This is a genomic window from Methylobacterium sp. 4-46 (assembly GCF_000019365.1).
Classification (GTDB): domain Bacteria; phylum Pseudomonadota; class Alphaproteobacteria; order Rhizobiales; family Beijerinckiaceae; genus Methylobacterium.
Map to the genome: position 1 here is coordinate 2,934,782 of NC_010511.1, position 15,269 is coordinate 2,950,050.

General features: G+C 72.8%; 14 protein-coding genes. 6 read left to right on the top strand and 8 right to left on the bottom strand.

Features of this window, described 5'->3' with window-relative positions:
• Positions 1 to 31: 31 nt before the first annotated feature.
• From M446_RS12640 to M446_RS12665, 6 genes are all read right to left on the bottom strand, one after another.
• Positions 32 to 541 carry a GNAT family N-acetyltransferase gene (locus M446_RS12640; protein ID WP_012332489.1) on the bottom strand — a complete coding sequence of 170 codons (510 nt, stop codon included), beginning with the start codon at positions 539 to 541 and terminating at the stop codon, positions 32 to 34.
• Positions 538 to 1,521 carry an ATP phosphoribosyltransferase gene (hisG, locus tag M446_RS12645; RefSeq protein WP_012332490.1) on the bottom strand — a complete coding sequence of 328 codons (984 nt, stop codon included), beginning with the start codon at positions 1,519 to 1,521 and terminating at the stop codon, positions 538 to 540. The genes M446_RS12640 and hisG overlap by 4 nt, the downstream gene beginning before the upstream one ends.
• Positions 1,518 to 2,654, bottom strand: coding sequence for an ATP phosphoribosyltransferase regulatory subunit (locus M446_RS12650; protein WP_012332491.1), 1,137 nt, complete (start codon positions 2,652 to 2,654; stop codon positions 1,518 to 1,520). Before M446_RS12650 ends, hisG begins: the two co-directional genes overlap by 4 nt.
• 100 nt (positions 2,655 to 2,754) lie before the next feature.
• Positions 2,755 to 4,353, bottom strand: a complete 1,599-nt coding sequence (gene hisS, locus M446_RS12655; protein WP_012332492.1) for a histidine--tRNA ligase — start codon at positions 4,351 to 4,353, stop codon at positions 2,755 to 2,757.
• A 125-nt stretch (positions 4,354 to 4,478) separates the two neighbouring features.
• On the bottom strand, positions 4,479 to 5,738 hold the full coding sequence (locus M446_RS12660; protein WP_012332493.1) for an O-antigen ligase family protein: 1,260 nt from the start codon (positions 5,736 to 5,738) through the stop codon (positions 4,479 to 4,481).
• Positions 5,739 to 5,969: 231 nt separating this feature from the next.
• Entirely contained in the window at positions 5,970 to 6,977 is a 1,008-nt protein-coding gene (locus M446_RS12665; protein ID WP_012332494.1) for a bile acid:sodium symporter family protein, read from the bottom strand.
• A gap of 129 nt (positions 6,978 to 7,106) precedes the next feature.
• Between M446_RS12665 and M446_RS12670 the strand changes: the two genes are divergently transcribed.
• The 6 genes from M446_RS12670 (at position 7,107) to M446_RS12690 (ending at position 12,548) form a co-directional block, all read left to right on the top strand.
• Positions 7,107 to 7,958 carry a LysR substrate-binding domain-containing protein gene (locus tag M446_RS12670; protein WP_012332495.1) on the top strand — a complete coding sequence of 284 codons (852 nt, stop codon included), beginning with the start codon at positions 7,107 to 7,109 and terminating at the stop codon, positions 7,956 to 7,958.
• Positions 7,959 to 8,174: 216 nt separating this feature from the next.
• The gene (locus M446_RS35190; RefSeq protein ID WP_083784669.1) at positions 8,175 to 8,336 is read left to right on the top strand and encodes a YqaE/Pmp3 family membrane protein; all 162 of its coding nucleotides are present in this window, start codon (positions 8,175 to 8,177) and stop codon (positions 8,334 to 8,336) included.
• Between the two features lie 60 nt (positions 8,337 to 8,396).
• Entirely contained in the window at positions 8,397 to 10,403 is a 2,007-nt protein-coding gene (uvrC, locus tag M446_RS12675; protein ID WP_012332497.1) for an excinuclease ABC subunit UvrC, read from the top strand.
• A 159-nt stretch (positions 10,404 to 10,562) separates the two neighbouring features.
• Positions 10,563 to 11,165: a CDP-diacylglycerol--glycerol-3-phosphate 3-phosphatidyltransferase gene (pgsA, locus tag M446_RS12680; protein ID WP_026190647.1), complete on the top strand. Its 603-nt coding sequence runs from the start codon at positions 10,563 to 10,565 to the stop codon at positions 11,163 to 11,165.
• Positions 11,162 to 11,413 (top strand): molybdopterin converting factor subunit 1, encoded by a 252-nt coding sequence (gene moaD / locus M446_RS12685; RefSeq protein ID WP_012332499.1) that lies wholly within the window; start codon positions 11,162 to 11,164, stop codon positions 11,411 to 11,413. Before pgsA ends, moaD begins: the two co-directional genes overlap by 4 nt.
• Before the next feature lie 106 nt (positions 11,414 to 11,519).
• Entirely contained in the window at positions 11,520 to 12,548 is a 1,029-nt protein-coding gene (locus tag M446_RS12690) for a DUF3616 domain-containing protein (protein ID WP_012332500.1), read from the top strand.
• A gap of 148 nt (positions 12,549 to 12,696) precedes the next feature.
• On the opposite strand, the gene M446_RS12695 is transcribed toward M446_RS12690, so the two are convergent.
• Both M446_RS12695 and M446_RS12700 read right to left on the bottom strand, forming a co-directional pair.
• Positions 12,697 to 13,602, bottom strand: a complete 906-nt coding sequence (locus M446_RS12695; protein WP_012332501.1) for a metal ABC transporter substrate-binding protein — start codon at positions 13,600 to 13,602, stop codon at positions 12,697 to 12,699.
• A gap of 82 nt (positions 13,603 to 13,684) precedes the next feature.
• Positions 13,685 to 15,265, bottom strand: coding sequence for a hypothetical protein (locus M446_RS12700; RefSeq protein ID WP_012332502.1), 1,581 nt, complete (start codon positions 15,263 to 15,265; stop codon positions 13,685 to 13,687).
• Positions 15,266 to 15,269: the final 4 nt, after the last annotated feature.

Below are 15,269 nucleotides of genomic sequence, written 5' to 3' on the forward strand. Positions count from 1 at the left end.
GACCGCGATCCTGTCGGCCGAGCCGCTCTGCCTAGCCCCGCTCCCAGACCAGGAGTCTCCGCCCCGGCCGGCTGCCGCTCTCTCCCGACGCCCGGAAGCCGAGGGCGTGGAGCAGGCGCCACGAGCGCTGATTGTCCTCCCGGCATTCCGCCACCGGGAGGCGCCCGGGCACAGCCTGGCGCAAAGCCGCGACGAGGGCGGCGGCCGCCTCGCGGGCGAGGCCCCTGCCCTGCGCGGCGGGCGCGAACCAGTAGCCGATCTCGACCCGGTCGTCGCCGCGCAGATGCGCCCCGAGCACGCCGACCAGGGTCTCGTCGGCGCAACGCCACGCGCCGAGGAAGCGGTCCCGGCCGCCGTCGGCCCCGGCGATCAGGGCGCGCGCCTCCGCGATGGCGAAGGGCGAGGGCAGGAAGTGGATGGCCCCGGTGATGGCCGGGTCGTCGGTGAGCCGCTGCAGGGCGGGCGCGTCGGCTTCGGCGAGCCGCGCCAGCCGCAGCCGCGCCGTGCGCAGGACCGGCAGCGCCTCCAGGTCGTGGCTCACGGTCCGATCCGGGCGAGGAGGCGCTCGATCAGCGGGTTCTCGGCCGCGAAGGCGTAGTCGACGCGGCGCACGCTGACCCCGAGCGCCCCGGCCCGGGCGAGCGCCTCGGCGAGGTCGAAGACCGCCTCGCCCGGGCAGCGCAGGACGATCTCGGCCCGCCCCTCCGGCAGGCCGTAGGGCAGTTCGGCCTGGTGGGCGGCGGCGAGGGCCGCGAGGTCGATCGGGGCCGCGGGCATCCCGGCCCGGACCTCGCGGCTCGTGCGCGCCCGCTCCTCGGCGCTGATGCGGCCGAGCACCGCCTGGACGGCCGCCCGCGCGGTCGGCCCCCAGGAGGCGCCGAGCGAGGCGACGAGGTTCGCCTCCGAGCGCAGGATGACGCCGTCGTCCAGCACCTTGAGGGCGTTGGCCGTGAGGGTGGCGCCCGTCGTGGTGATGTCGACCACGATCTCGGCGCTGCCCGCGGCCGGCGCGCCCTCGGTCGCGCCGAGGCTCTCGACGATGCGGTAATCCGCGACCCCGTGCCGGGCGAAGAAGCGGCGGGTGAGGTTGACGTATTTCGTGGCGATGCGCAGCCGCTTGCCGTGGCGCAGGCGCATGTCGGTGGCGACCTCGTCGAGGTCGCTCATGGTGCGCACGTCGATCCAGGCCTGCGGCACGGCCACCACCACGGTGGCGTTGCCGAAGCCGAGCGGCGTCAGCAGCTCCACCTGGGCGCCGGAATCCGGCAGGGTCTCGCGGATCAGGTCCTCGCCGGTCACGCCCAGATGGGCCGCGCCGCTGGCGAGCTGGCCGGCGATCTCCGAGGCCGAGAGGTAGCGCACCTCCACGTCCGCCACGCCCTTGAGGCGGCCGCGATAGTCGCGGGCGCCGCTGGTCTGGGCGAGGACGAGGCCGGCCCGGGCGAAGAAGGCGGCGGCGTTCTCCTGCAGGCGCCCCTTCGAGGGCACCGCCAGGACCAGGGGACCGTCGGCACGGGTCATCGGGCGCTCTCCCGGGCGCTGAGGCGGTCGAGCCAGAACGAGCAGCCGACCGCCGGCAGGGGCTCCGGGCTGCCGAGATGCTGCAGCAGGCCGTCGTAGCGCCCGCCGCCCACCACCGGGCGCTCGCCCTCCGGGACGGTGATCTCGAAGATGAAGCCCGTATAATAGTCGAGGTTGCGGGCGAAGCGGCCCGAGAAGGTGAAGCGGTCGAGGGGCAGGCCGCTCGCCGCGATGAAGCCGTTGCGCTCCTCGAACAGGGCGACCGCCTCGCGCAGGGATGGGGCGGAGAGCCCGGCCGAGGCGACGAGGTCGCGCAGGCCGGCGGCGGCCCGGTCGGGATCGCCCGTGAGGGCGAGGTAGCCCTCGATCACCGCGCGGGCCTCGCCGCCGAGCCCCGCCCCGCCGCCCGCATGGGCCGCCGCCTTGGCGAGGAAGCGCTCGGCGATCTCGCCCGCGCTGCGCCCGCCGACCCGGCTGATGCCCGCGATGGCGAGCACGTCCTCCACGAAGGCGCGCACGCCCTGCGGGTCCTGGCCCTGGATCGCGCTGAGGAGCCCGGCATGGGCCTCCCCGACCGGGACCGGCGCGGCGATCTCGTCGAGGGAGCGCCCGGCCGCGATCGCGCGCAGGCAGCGCCGCTTGGCGGCGGGCGCGACGCCCAGCGCGTCGAGGAGCGCGGTGATCAGGCCCATGTCGCCGAGGCGCACCCGCGGCTCGCCGTGGCCGAGGCGCTCCAGCCCCTCGACGGCGAGGCCGAGGATCTCCGCGTCCGCCGCCGGCACGTCGACCCGGCCGATCGACTCGATGCCCGCCTGGTGGAACTCGTTCGGCTCCCCCGCGCGCAGACGGAAGACCGGGCCCAGATAGCTGTAATCGGCGGCCTCGGCGCCCGCCACGGCGCGGTGATGCCGGCCGACCGGGATCGTGTATTCGGGCCGCAGGCAGAGTTCGGCCCCCGCCTCGTCCTGGGTGATGAAGATGCGCCGCCGGATGTCCTCGCCCGAGAGTTCGAGGAAGGGCTCGACCGGCTGCAGCACCGGCGGCTCGACGCGCGCGTAGCCCCGCCCTTCGAACAGGGCGAGCAGCCGCTCGTGCGCGGCCGTCCTGGGTTGCGCGGCTCCGTTGCCTGTCATGTCGACCGATCCGTCCTCAGGTCCTGTACCAATCCGGGCCGCCCCCGGCGATCCTCGCGACTGCTTAGGCGGGCCCCGAGCGGACCTCCGCCCCCGCGGCTCACCCGAAATGCCGGCCCAGCACCTCGCGCAGGCGGGCGACCATCTCGGCCCCCGGCACCGAGAACTGCGCCGGCCGGGCGGCCTTCCACTCGGCGTTGCTGGCGATCGCCTCGGCGGCGCGGGCGCCCTCGATCAGGTCCTTGATCTGGACCTCGCCGCGGGCCCGCTCGTCGCTGCCCTGGATCACCACGGCCGGCGCGCCGCGGCGGTCGGCGTACTTCATCTGCGCCTTGAGGCCGGCGGCCCCGAGATAGAGTTCGGACCGGATGCCGGCCTGGCGCAGGGCGGCGACCAGGGCCTGGTAGCTCGCGATCTCCTCGCGGTCGAGCACCAGCACCACCACGGGTCCGGGCCCGGCCGCGCCCGCCACGATCGGGCTCCCGACGATCTGCAGGGCCGCGAACAGGCGCGACACGCCGATCGAGAAGCCCGTCGCCGGGACGGGCTCGGCCCGGAAGCGCCCGACCAGGCCGTCGTAGCGCCCTCCCCCGGCCACCGAGCCGAAGCGCACGGTCTGCCCGTCCTCGCCCACGACCGGGAAGGTCAGCTCGGCCTCGTAGACCGGCCCCGTGTAGTATTCGAGGCCGCGCACCACCGAGGGGTCGGCCCGCACCCGGTCGTGGCCGTAGCCCGCCGCCTCGCACAGGCGCAGGATCGCGTGCAATTCGGCGATGCCCTGGCGGCCGGTCTCGGAGCCGCCCACCACCTCGGCCCAGCCGCCGAAGAAATTCTCCCAGAAGGCGAGCCGGTCGCCCCCGTCCGTGGGCGCCGCCTGGAAGGAGACGTAGCGGATGATGCGGTCGATCGCCTCGTCCGGGAGCCCGGCCCCCTTGGTGAAGTCGCCGCTCTCGTCCCGGCGGCCCGGCCCCAGCAGCAGCCGCACCCCGTCCACCCCGAGGCGGTCGAGCTTGTCGATGGCCCGCAGCACCGTGAGGCGGCGCCCGGCCTGGTCGTCACCGCCGAGCCCGATCGCCTCCATGACGCCGTCGAGCACCTTGCGGTTGTTGACCTTCACCACATAGTCGCCGCGGGCGATGCCGACCCGCTCCAGCGTGTCGGCGGCCATCATGCAGATCTCCGCATCGGCCGCGACGGTCGGGGCGCCGACGATGTCGGCGTCGAACTGCATGAACTGGCGGAAGCGGCCGGGCCCCGGCTTCTCGTTGCGGAAGACGTAGCCCGCCCGGTAGCTGCGGTAGGGCTTGGGCAGGGCGTCGAAATGCTCGGCGACGTAGCGGGCGAGCGGCGCGGTCAGGTCGTAGCGCAGGGACAGCCACGCCTCGTCGTCGTCCTGAAACGAGAACACGCCCTCGTTCGGGCGGTCGAGGTCGGGCAGGAATTTCCCGAGCGCCTCGGTGTACTCGATGAAGGGGGTCTCCACCGCCTCGAAGCCGTAGAGTTCGAAGCTCTCGCGGATGGTCTGCAGCATCCGCTGGGTCGCGGCGATCTCGGCCGGGCCGCGGTCGACGAGGCCGCGGGGCAGGCGGGGCTTGAGGGTGCCGGGCTTCCCGGAGCCGGGCTTCCCGGAGCCTGCCTTGGCGGCGCTGGCCTTGGCGGGGCTGGCCTTGGCGGAACTGGCCTTCGCGGAGTTGGACATGGCGGCGGACATCCGGTCGTCGTGGGGGCGGCCGCTCCGGCGCGGGTCCGGCGCCGCGTCCGGCGCAGGGGCGAGGTCCGGCGGCGCGGCCGTCACGGCCGGCCCGCCGGGGCCGCGCGCCGCCTCTAGACCATTTGGACGCGGGAGGAAACCGCGCCCCCGCCCCGACTGCGGACCCGGGCGGCTTCGAGGGCCCAGACCAGGCCCAGCATCATGTGGACGTGGCGCCACTTCTCGATGTCGATCTGGAATCCCTGCAGGAAGAACATGATCAGCACCGGCACGACGATCTGGGCGTGGCGCCGGACCGGGCTCGCCTCGGCCATCAGCCGCCAGCCCACCCGCGCGGTCGAGAGGACGAGCAGGATGAAGGCGGCCCCCGCCACCCAGCCCCCGTTGGCGAAGGCGCCCAGGTAGGAATTATGCGGCTCCAGGTTGAAGATCAGGCGCCAGCGCAGGGGGCCGAAGCCCATCGGCTCCTCCATCAGCAGGCCGAAGCCGCGCATCTGGTTGCCGAACCGTCCGGTCTCGCCCTCGTCGTAATCCTGCGTGACGGCGGCGCGCTTGTGGAAGGTCTCGGCGACGCTGCCGATCGACAGCAGGCCGCCGAGGGCGAGGCCGCCGAGCACCAGGGTGACCAGCGTGCTGCGCAGGATCCGCCGCCGCAGCGCCATCGAGGCGCTGGTGCGGTAGATGCTCGACACCATGAGGGCGACCGCCACGACCGTGCCGCCCCAGGAGCCGCGCGAGAAGGACAGGAAGATGCCGGCCAGCAGCAGCAGCAGGCCGGCGAGCGACAGCGGCGGCCGCCGCGCGCGCCCGGTCATCAGGTTGTGCATCAGGTAGAGGGCACCGAGCGTGAGGAAGGAGCCGAACACGTTCGGGTCCTGGAAGGTGCCGGACGCGCGCCCGTACTTGCTGAACAGGTCCTCGTTGCCGATCAGGTCGAGGTAGCCGCCGATCCCGAGGGCGCCGGAGAACAGGGTGCTCGCCGTGTAGACCTTGAGCGCGAGCTCCACCCGGCGCTCGGTCTCGTCGGCGAAGAACATCGCGAAGAACAGGGTGGTGACGGCCAGGTAGCAGAGCTGGACCGTCCAGGTCACCGGCCGCTCCTCGTCAAGGTAAGGCAGCAGGGCCAGCACGGTGGCGCCGACGAAGACGGTGAGCAGGATGACCAGGGGCACCGCGCCGCGATGGAGCCGGATGCCGAGGAGCAGCCACAGGGCGATGGTCGGCAGCGCCACGAGGTCGTAGGGCGAGGCCTCCGAGAAGGCGAAGCACGCGAAGAAGACGAAGGCCGTGAAGAGGGCCAGGCCGAGCCCGTGCAGGACCCGCAGCAGCGGCAGCGCGGCGAGGCCCCGGTGGGGCAGGACGGCACTGGTCATCGGACGGCTCCGGTCGGACGCGCTCCGTCCGGATCCTGCCGCTCAAATCCTCTGCGCCGCCTCAAGCAAGATGGTGAAGGGAGCGTTGCGGCGGGCCCCCGCCCGGGGATGCGCCCGGGGCGCGCCGCTGCCCCGCCGCGCAGGGGGCGCGACGGGGCCGGTCGTTCGGGGAACGGAGCCGATACGCAACCTGACTCTCCCGGAGTATCGGCGCGGGCGGTGAATCAATTCTCAACGGGACGCCAGCGGAAGCGCGGAAAGCGCCGCCGGGGCCGTTCGATAGCTCCCGCCGCGGGCGGCGTAGCGCCGGGCCAGGGCGGCGCAGGCCGCGATCTGGATCTGGTGGAACAGCATCACCGGGAGGAGCAGACCCCCGACATCCTGCCCGGCGAAGAGGACGTTCGCCATCGGCACGCCGGCCACGAGGCTCTTCTTCGAGCCGCAGAACACGATGGTGATCTCGTCCGCCCGCGAGAAGCCGAGCAGCCGGCTCGCGGCCGCGGTCAGGGCAAGCACGCTCGCGAGCAGGATCCCGTCGACGAGCAGCATGGTGGCGAGCGCCGGCAGCGGCGTGCGCGACCACAGCCCGCTCGCGCTGGCGTGGCTGAAGGCGAGGTAGACGACGAGCAGGATCGAGCCGCGGTCGACGAGGGCGGTCACCCCCTTGCGGGAGGCCAGGAGCGGCGCGAGCCGCGGCCGCAGCAGCTGCCCGAGCAGGAAGGGCGCGAGCAGCTGCAGGAGGACCTTGCCCGCCCCGGACCAGTCGAAGGCGCCCTGGGCCCGGAACAGCAGGGAGGCCAGGAGCGGCGTCAGGACCATGCCGAGGATGTTCGAGGCCGAGGCGGCGCAGACCGCCGCCGGCACGTTGCCGCCCGCCACCGAGGTGAAGGCGATCGACGATTGCACGGTCGAGGGCAGGACGCACAGGAACAGCACGCCCGCCGCGAGGGCCGGCGTCAGCAGGCTCGGCGCGAGCAGGCCCGCCGCGAGGCCGAGGAGCGGGAAGAGCCCGAACGTCGTCGCCAGCACCACGAGGTGGAGCCGCCAATGGACGAGCCCGGCCAGGGCCGTGCGCCGGTCGATGCGGGCGCCGTGCAGGAAGAACAGGAGCGCGATCGCGCCGGTCGCCACGCTGCCGAGCCCCTCCGCGAGCCCGCCGCTCACCGGCAGGAACGCGCCGAGGAGCAGGCAGGCGAGGAGCATCAGCATGAAGGGATCGGGGCGGAAGCGCGCGCGCATCGGGGGGATCCTGGCCGAGGGGTGACCTAAAGGTAATCCCGCGGCGCACAAGGCGGAATGCTGCGGCGCGGGATTACAGCTATCACGAGACGCGATAACCTGCCCGCCGTCTATGCAGGAGGACCGGCGGTGGCGCCCTTGATCGATCCCGTCCTGCTGCGCACCCTGACGGCGGTGCTGCGCAGCCGCAGCTTCAGCCGGGCGGCCGAGCAGCTCGGCCTGCGCCAATCCACGGTGAGCCAGCACGTGCAGCGGCTGGAGGCGCAGCTCGGGCGCCGGCTCGTCGCCCGCGACACCCACTCGGTGGCGCCGACCCCGGAGGGCGAGGCGGTGCTCGGCTTCGCCCGCACGGTGCTCGACGCGCATGAGCGGCTGGAGCGCACGCTCGCCGGCCAGGCGGTGCGCGGGCGGCTGCGCTTCGGCGCCTCGGAGGATTTCGTGCAGACGCGGCTCGCGGAGGTGCTGCGCGATTTCCGGACCACCTACCCGTCGGTGGATCTCGAACTGAGCGTGTCGTTCACGCACCTCCTCGCCGAGGCGGTGGAGCGGGGCGAACTCGACCTCGTGCTGGGCAAGCGGCGCCTGGGCGAGGCGCAGGGCCTGCCGGTGCGGCGCGACCGGCTGGTCTGGTGCGGGCTCCCCGACGCGGTGCCGGCGCGCGACGAGCCGGTCTCCTTCCTGTCCTTCCCGGCCCCGAGCGTGACCCGCACGCTCGTGCTCGAAGCCTGCGCGCGGGAGAGCCGCCCCTGGCGCATCACCTGCACCTGCGCCAGCCTGAGCGGCCTGCGGGCTGCCGCCTTCGCGGGGCTCGGGCTGATGGCGCAGGCGCGCAGCCTCGTCCCGGAGGGGCTGCGGGAGATCGCGGATCCCGACCTGCCGCGCCTGCCCGAGGTCGAGTTCATCCTGGCGGGGCCCGGCCTGCACCGGGAACCGAGCCGCAGCCTCGCCCACCGGATCCTGAACGCCGACATCTGGGATTGAGCCGGCCAAGGCGCGTGACGGAGGGGAACCGGCGCGCGCCGCGGCCGTTCTCAGGGGAGCTTGGCCTTGGACCGGCGGCCCGGGATGCCGACGCATCGGGCCATCGATCGTCTCGACGTCTCGATGCAAGCCAGTGGCTCGGCGACGATTCGAGAACCGACGCGGCGGTCAGGGGCCATGACCGCCGGTGTGACCCCCCTCGGCACGGAGATCCCCATGGGCGACCTGATCCGCATCATCCTCCTCGTGATCATCCCGCCGGTCGGCGTGCTGTTCACGGTCGGCCTCGGCCTGCAGTTCTTCATCAACGTGATCCTGACCCTGTTCGGCTACATCCCGGGCCTCATCCACGCGGTCTGGGTCGTGACCCGGCGCTGACGCCCGATCGCGCGCGGGCCGCCCTTCCCTCCCCGCGCGCCGTCGCCTAAATCCTGGGCGATGACGCGCATCCCCGGGAACGACGTACCGCTCGACGCCCTCGACCTCGACGACGACGGCGAGGACGCCGCGGTCGATGCCCGCGACGACGCGCCGGAGATCGATTTCGACCCGCAGGCCGGGGCCGGCCTCGTGGAGGCCGGCACCGAGGTGATCCGCCGCTTCTGGTCGACCCTGCCGCCCTCCCCCGGCGTCTACCGCATGCTCGACGCCAAGGGCGACGTGCTCTACGTCGGCAAGGCCAAGAACCTGAAGAACCGCGTCGGCTCCTACGCCCGCGGCCAGGCCCATTCGAACCGCATCGCCCGGATGATCGCCGAGACGGCCTCGATGGAGTTCGTCACCACGGTCACCGAGACCGAGGCGCTGCTGCTCGAAGCCAACCTGATCAAGCAGCTCAAGCCCCGCTTCAACGTGCTGATGCGGGACGACAAGTCGCTGCCGTACATCCTGCTCACCGCCGACACCGAGGCGCCCCAGCTCGTCAAGCACCGCGGCGCGCGGCGCCGGCCGGGCCACTATTTCGGCCCCTTCGCCTCGGTCTGGGCGGTCAACCGCACGGTGAACGCGCTGCAGCGGGCCTTCCTGCTGCGCTCCTGCTCGGACAGCTACTACGAGAACCGCAGCCGCCCCTGCCTGCTGTACCAGATCAAGCGGTGTTCGGGTCCCTGCACCGGGGAGATCGCGCCGGCCGACTACGCGCTGCTGGCCGACGAGGCGCGCGCCTTCCTGTCGGGGAAGTCGACCAGCGTGAAGGAGCGCCTCGCCGCCGACATGCAGGCCGCCGCCGAGGCCTGGGAATTCGAGAAGGCGGCGCGCTACCGCGACCGCATCGCCGCGCTCGCGGCCATCCAGGGCGTGCAGGGCGTCAACACCCAGGACATCGAGGAGGCCGACGTCTTCGCCCTCGACGAGCAGGCCGGGCAGTTCTGCATCGAGGTGTTCTTCTTCCGCAACTGGCAGAACTGGGGCAACCGCGCCTACTTTCCCAAGGCCGACCGCTCGATGTCGGCCTCGGAGGTGCTCGGCTCCTTCATCGGCCAGTTCTACGACGACAAGCCGGCGCCGCGCCTGATCCTGGTCTCGCACGAGATCGAGGACGCGGAACTGCTCGCCGCGGCGCTCTCGACGCGGATCGACGCCCGGGTCGAGATCCACCAGCCCAAGCGCGGCGAGCGCAAGAACCTGATCGACTACGCGGCCCGCAACGCCCGGGAGGCCCTGGCAAGGCGGCTCGCCGATACCGCCTCGCAGGGCAAGCTGCTGGCGGCGCTGGGCCAGGCTTTCGGCCTGCCGAGACCGCCGCGGCGGGTCGAGGTCTACGACAATTCCCACATCATGGGCACGAACGCGGTCGGCGCCATGGTCGTCGCCGGGCCGACCGGGTTCATGAAGACCCATTACCGGACCTTCACCATCAAGTCGCCGGACGTGAAGCCGGGCGACGATTTCGGCATGATGCGCGAGGTGCTGCACCGGCGCTTCGCCCGGCTGGTCAAGGAGGCGCCCCGGCAGGAGGGCGAGGCCGAGCCGGCGGATGCGGACGCCTTCCCGGCCTGGCCGGACCTCGTCCTGATCGACGGCGGCAAGGGCCAGCTCGAGGCCGCCCGCGCCGCCTTGGCGGAGGTCGGCGTCACGGGGGTGCCCCTCGTCGGCATCGCCAAGGGGCGGGACCGGGACGCGGGCCGCGAGACCTTCTTCGTGGAGGGTCAGCCGCCCTTCAAGCTGCCGCCCCGCGACCCGACGCTCTACTTCGTGCAACGCCTGCGCGACGAGGCGCACCGCTTCGCGATCGGGGCGCATCGGGCCAAGCGCAAGCGCGAGCTGGTGAAGAACCCGCTCGACGAGATCCCGGGGATCGGGCCGACGCGCAAGCGCGCCCTCCTGCACCATTTCGGCACCGTGAAGGCCATCGAGCGCGCGGCCCTGGAGGATCTCGCCAAGACGCCGGGCGTCAACGCCGCCACGGCCCGCGCCGTCTACGACTTCTTCCACGCGAATGCGTGAGACGAGGCCCGGACGGTCCTTTCGGGACGCGGCGTCAGGCGCCCGCGCGGCGCCCGGGCGAGGGCGATTTCCGCCCCGCGCGGCGATCGGTCGGAAATCGCGTGACCCCGCGCGAGTCGCGGTTGACGCGTCCCCGGCCCCGTGGTTTCACCGGCCGCGATGACCATGGTCGTACCTCGGCGCCGGTCGGTCGCCCTCAACCTCGCCAATCTGCTGACCTACGGCCGCGTGGCGGCGGTGCCGGTCGTGGCGGGCCTCCTGTTCTGGCCGCAGGAGCCGACGGCGCGCTTCGCGGCCCTGGCGGTGTTCATCGCCGCGGCCATCACCGACTACCTCGACGGCTACGTGGCGCGCACCTACGCGCAGAGCTCGGCCCTCGGGCGGATGCTCGATCCGATCGCCGACAAGCTCCTGGTCGCCGCCTGCCTGCTGATGCTCGCCGCGGACGGCTCGATCCCCGGCACCTCGCTCTGGGCCGCGATCGTCATCCTGTGCCGGGAGATCCTGGTCTCGGGCCTGCGCGAATACCTCGCCGAGCTGAAGGTCGGGGTGCCGGTGAGCCGCGTCGCCAAGTGGAAGACCGCCGCGCAGCTCGTCTCCCTCGGCTTCCTGATCGCCGGGCCGGCGGGCGAGCGGATCCTGCCCGGCACCGTCACGATCGGGCTGACCCTGCTGTGGATCTCGGCGGCGCTCACCCTCTACACGGGCTGGGACTATCTGCGGGCGGGCCTGCGCCACATGATGGAGGACGACGCCCGATGAAGCTCGTCTACTTCGCCTGGGTGCGCGAGCGGATCGGCCGGCCCGAGGAGAGCGTGGAGCCGCCCGGCTCGGTCGCGACCGTGGCGGACCTCGTGGCCTGGCTCAAGACGCGCGGCGAGGAATACGCCTACGCCTTCGAGAACGAGGGCGTGGTGCGGGCCGCGATCGACAGGGTGCATGCCCGGCCCGAGACGCCGCTCGCGGGGGCGCGGGAGATCGCCTTCTTCCCCCCCATGACCGGCGGCTGATCGGCGCTGCCGGAGCGGAATAGCAGTTGAACGAAATCGCGGCTGCGCGATCTTCACCCGGACCGGCCGGGCAACGAGGATGGCCGGGTTGACGGGGAGGACGATCATGGTGCGCCTGAGGACGCTCGTCTCTGCGTTCGTACTCTGCCTGCCGGCGACGGCGGGCTTCTCGCAGGTCCGGACGGGCCCGGTGCTCGTGCACTGGGGCATGTGCGAGGCGTCGGGGGCCGTGCCGGTGCCGGCCGGCAGCTTCGGCGACCGCTTCCTGGTGGTGAACGACGAGGACAACACCCTGCGCCTCTACAGGGCGGAGGAGACGGGCGCGCCCCTCGCCCTGGCCGGGGCCGACCTCGACCCGGTCTTCGCGCCCAAGCCCGGCGGCAAGGTGAAGAAGGCCGATCTCGAAGGGGCGGCCTGGCTCGGCGGCGACGTGGTGGTGATCGGCTCGCACAGCCGGGACAAGGACGGCGAGGCGGAGGAATCCCGCCGGCAGCTCCTCGCCGTCACGCTCACCGGCGCGCCGGACGCGCCGGTGCTCAAGCGGCGCGGCGCCTCGTTCCGGGGCTTGGCCAAGGCCCTCTCGGACCTCGACCCGCAGCTCGCGGCGCGCATCGCCCTCGACGCCGACAGCAAGCCCGACCTCGCACCGAAGCGGCGGGGCCTCGCGGTCGAGGGGCTCGCGCCCACGGCCGACGGGCAGGGCCTGCTGATCGGGCTGCGCAATCCCCTCAACGCCGACAACGACGCCCTCGTCGTGCCGCTGCAGAACCCCGCCGAGGTGCTGGCGAGCGGCGCCGCGCCCAAGCTCGGCAAGCCGATCGCCCTCGACCTGAAGGGCCGCGGCATCCGCGACATCGCCTACGCGCCCGGCGCCAAGGCCTACTTCATCATCGCGGGCGGCGCCGGGAGCGGCGGCGAGGCCTTCGACCTCTACCGCTGGTCGGGCGAGCCGGGCGCCGCGCCCGCGCGGGTGCCGGGCGCCGCCCAGGCGCTCGCGGGGATTCCCGACTTCCAGCCCGAGGCGCTGCTGGTCGCGCCCGACGGCAGCCGGGTCCGGCTCCTCAGCGACGACGGCGCCTCCTGCCCGGACAAGGCGCCGAAGAGCTTCCGCAGCGTCCTGCTCGACCTGAAATAGAGCCTCGTCCGACGAAGCGGAATCCGGTTCGTCGAAGACGACGCGGCAAGTTCAACGACCTGGATCAAACGACCTGGATCAAACGACCTGGATCAAACGACCTGGAGCAGCGCCCGATCGTCGCGTGATCGGGCGCTGCGCGAGCGGCTCAGCCCGGCATCAGGGCGGCGGAAAACTCGCGCAGATTGTGGCGCATCATGTCCAGGTAGGTCGGGGCCGGACCGTCCGGCTCCGACAGCGCGTCGGAGAAGACGCGCCCGCCGGCCTTGGCGCCGCTCTCGCGGGCGATCTGCTGCATCAGCCGCGGATCGGCGATGTTCTCCAGGAACACCGCCGGGATCTTCTCCCGCTTCACCTGCGCGATGATGCGGGCGACGTCCTTGGCGGTGGCCTCGCTGTCGCTCGACACGCCCTGGGGCGCGATGAAGTGCATGGCGTAGGCGCGGGCGAAGTAGCCGAAGGCGTCGTGCGTGGTGATGACGCGGCGGCGCGCCTCCGGGATCGCGGCGATGCCGGCGCGGATCTCCGCCTCGAGCGCGTCGAGCTTGGCGAGGTAGGCGCTGGCCCGATCCTCGTAGGCCGCCTGGCCCTCCGGGTCGACGCGCACGAGCGCGTCGCGGATCGCCGCCACGTAGAGCTTGGCGTTGGCGACGTTCTGCCACGCGTGCGGGTCGATCGGGTGCGCCTCGTGCCCGCCATGCGCGGGCGCGTCCTCCCGGATCGGGTTGACCCCCGCCGAGGCGACCACCACCGGCGCCCGGGTGCCGGAGGCCTTGACCAGCCGCTCGATCCAGCCCTCGAAGCCGAGCCCGTTCACTACCACGAGTTGCGCATCCGCGAGCTTGCGCGCGTCGCTCGGGGAGGGCGAGAAGGTGTGGGCGTCGCCGTTCGGGCCGACCAGCACCGAGACCGCGACGCGCTCGCCCCCGACCTGATGCACGAGGTCGCCGAGGATCGAGAAGCTCGCGACGGCCTTGAGCGGATCGGCCAGGGCCGGCGCGGCGCCGGACAGCAGCGATGCCAGCGCGAGCGCCGCGATTCTCCACTTCACCATAGGGGTCCCCCGCTTCCTCGAGCGTGGGCAGCTTAGCGGATGCGGCGGAACATGCAACGTTATTACATGGCGATGCCGCTTCTCACTCGGCCGGGACCGCCTGGACGGCGGGCTGGGCCGCCTCGGCCGCCCGGGACGCCGCGAACAGGATCCCGGCGACCATGAGGTAGGCGGCGGCGAGCGCCGGCTTCACCGCGATCCCGACCGCCGGCCCGTGCATGAAGCCGAAGAAGGTCAGCACCGCGCCCGCCAGCGCGAAGCCGGCCGCCCGCCGGAAGTCGCGCTCGATGATGAAGACCGCGACGGCGCCGAGGATCAGCCCGCCCAGGATCGAGCCCTCGCCCAGCACTTCGAGGCCTCCGTAGAGCACCCCCGCCTGGGCGAGCGTGTCGAGCCCGACCGCCGCCGCGCTGGTGCCGGCGGCGCCGAGCGCCCCGTCGATCAGGGTCTTGCCCCAGGCGGCGAGGTGCGGCGCGAAGGCCAGCACGATGGCGGGCGCGTGGTCGTGCGGCGTCTCCTGGAAGGCCTGCGCCCCGATCAGCATGCCGATGTAGAGGAGGATCGGGGCGATCGCCACGACCGGCACGAGGCTCGACAGGAGCGAGATCAGGTTGAGCCAGGCGAGCACCAGGACCACGAGGCCGGTCACGAAGGAGTAGCCGATCCGCCCGCCCATCGCCTTCCAGCCCGGATGGCCGATATAGACGGCGTTGATGAAGGGGTTTCCCATCAGGCAGCCGATCAGGCTCACGACCCCGTCCGCCGTCAGCACGCGCGTGGTCGGGTAGGCGTCGCCCGCGACCTCGGCGCTCTCGACGTTGTCCATCGCCTCGACGAGGTCGTAGATGCCGAAGGGGATCGCCGTCACCAGGATGACGCCGACGAACTGGAAGCCGCCGAAGACGTGGTCGACGGCCGGCAGGGGCACCGCGAAGCCGATCCCGGCGAGCGCGCCGACGAGGCCGCCGCCGCTGACGCCGCCGACGTCGAGGCCGAGGAGCTTGGCGCCCCAGGCGACCACCATGCCGAACAGGATGGCGACGAGCCCGGCCGGCAGGCGGCCCGGGTAGCGCACGCCGCCGAACCACGCGAGCAGGATGATCGCGAAGGCGACGATTCCGATCACCGGGGTCAGGATCAGCTCCAGGGCCGGCCGCATGGCGATGAAGGTGACGGAGACGCCCGCCAGCGTGCCGAGCAGCGCCGCCCGCGGGGTGATGCGCCGCACCAGGGGGGCGACGAAGCCGCCCAGCATCAGGATGAAGCTCTGGATGAACACCCAGGCCAGGCCCGCCTCCCAGCCCTTCACCGGGTCGCCCGTCTGCAGCTTGATCGGCAGCATGATCACGAAGACGACGATGAACATGTGCGGCACGCTGATCCCGGAGGGCAGCGCGCAGACATCCGCGCGGCCGGTCCGTGCCGCCAGCCGCCAGGCCAGCCACGCGTAGTAGGCCGTGGAGAGGCACAGCATCAGGCCGACCGCCGGGAGGATGCGCCCGAAGGTGATCGCGTCCGGCATGCCCAGCACGAAGCGCAGCAGCCCGGTCAGCACCAGCAGGTTGACCAGGATGTTGGTGCCGAAGCCGAACAGCGCGTTCCAGTCCCCCGGCACCCAGAGCGCCGGCCTGAAGCCCGGCGGGGCACTCGTCGCCATCGCCATCCGA

Bases quoted from the DNA above. Each gene is read 5' to 3' on its own strand.
- hisG (WP_012332490.1), bottom strand. From the start codon at position 1,521: ATGACCCGTGCCGACGGTCCCCTGGTCCTGGCGGTGCCCTCGAAGGGG.
- M446_RS12650 (WP_012332491.1), bottom strand. From the start codon at position 2,654: ATGACAGGCAACGGAGCCGCGCAACCCAGGACGGCCGCGCACGAGCGG.
- hisS (WP_012332492.1), bottom strand. From the start codon at position 4,353: ATGTCCAACTCCGCGAAGGCCAGTTCCGCCAAGGCCAGCCCCGCCAAG.
- M446_RS12660 (WP_012332493.1), bottom strand. From the start codon at position 5,738: ATGACCAGTGCCGTCCTGCCCCACCGGGGCCTCGCCGCGCTGCCGCTG.
- M446_RS12665 (WP_012332494.1), bottom strand. From the start codon at position 6,977: ATGCGCGCGCGCTTCCGCCCCGATCCCTTCATGCTGATGCTCCTCGCC.
- M446_RS35190 (WP_083784669.1), top strand. From the start codon at position 8,175: ATGGGCGACCTGATCCGCATCATCCTCCTCGTGATCATCCCGCCGGTC.
- uvrC (WP_012332497.1), top strand. From the start codon at position 8,397: ATGACGCGCATCCCCGGGAACGACGTACCGCTCGACGCCCTCGACCTC.
- pgsA (WP_026190647.1), top strand. From the start codon at position 10,563: ATGACCATGGTCGTACCTCGGCGCCGGTCGGTCGCCCTCAACCTCGCC.
- moaD (WP_012332499.1), top strand. From the start codon at position 11,162: ATGAAGCTCGTCTACTTCGCCTGGGTGCGCGAGCGGATCGGCCGGCCC.
- M446_RS12690 (WP_012332500.1), top strand. From the start codon at position 11,520: ATGGTGCGCCTGAGGACGCTCGTCTCTGCGTTCGTACTCTGCCTGCCG.
- M446_RS12695 (WP_012332501.1), bottom strand. From the start codon at position 13,602: ATGGTGAAGTGGAGAATCGCGGCGCTCGCGCTGGCATCGCTGCTGTCC.
- M446_RS12700 (WP_012332502.1), bottom strand. From the start codon at position 15,265: ATGGCGATGGCGACGAGTGCCCCGCCGGGCTTCAGGCCGGCGCTCTGG.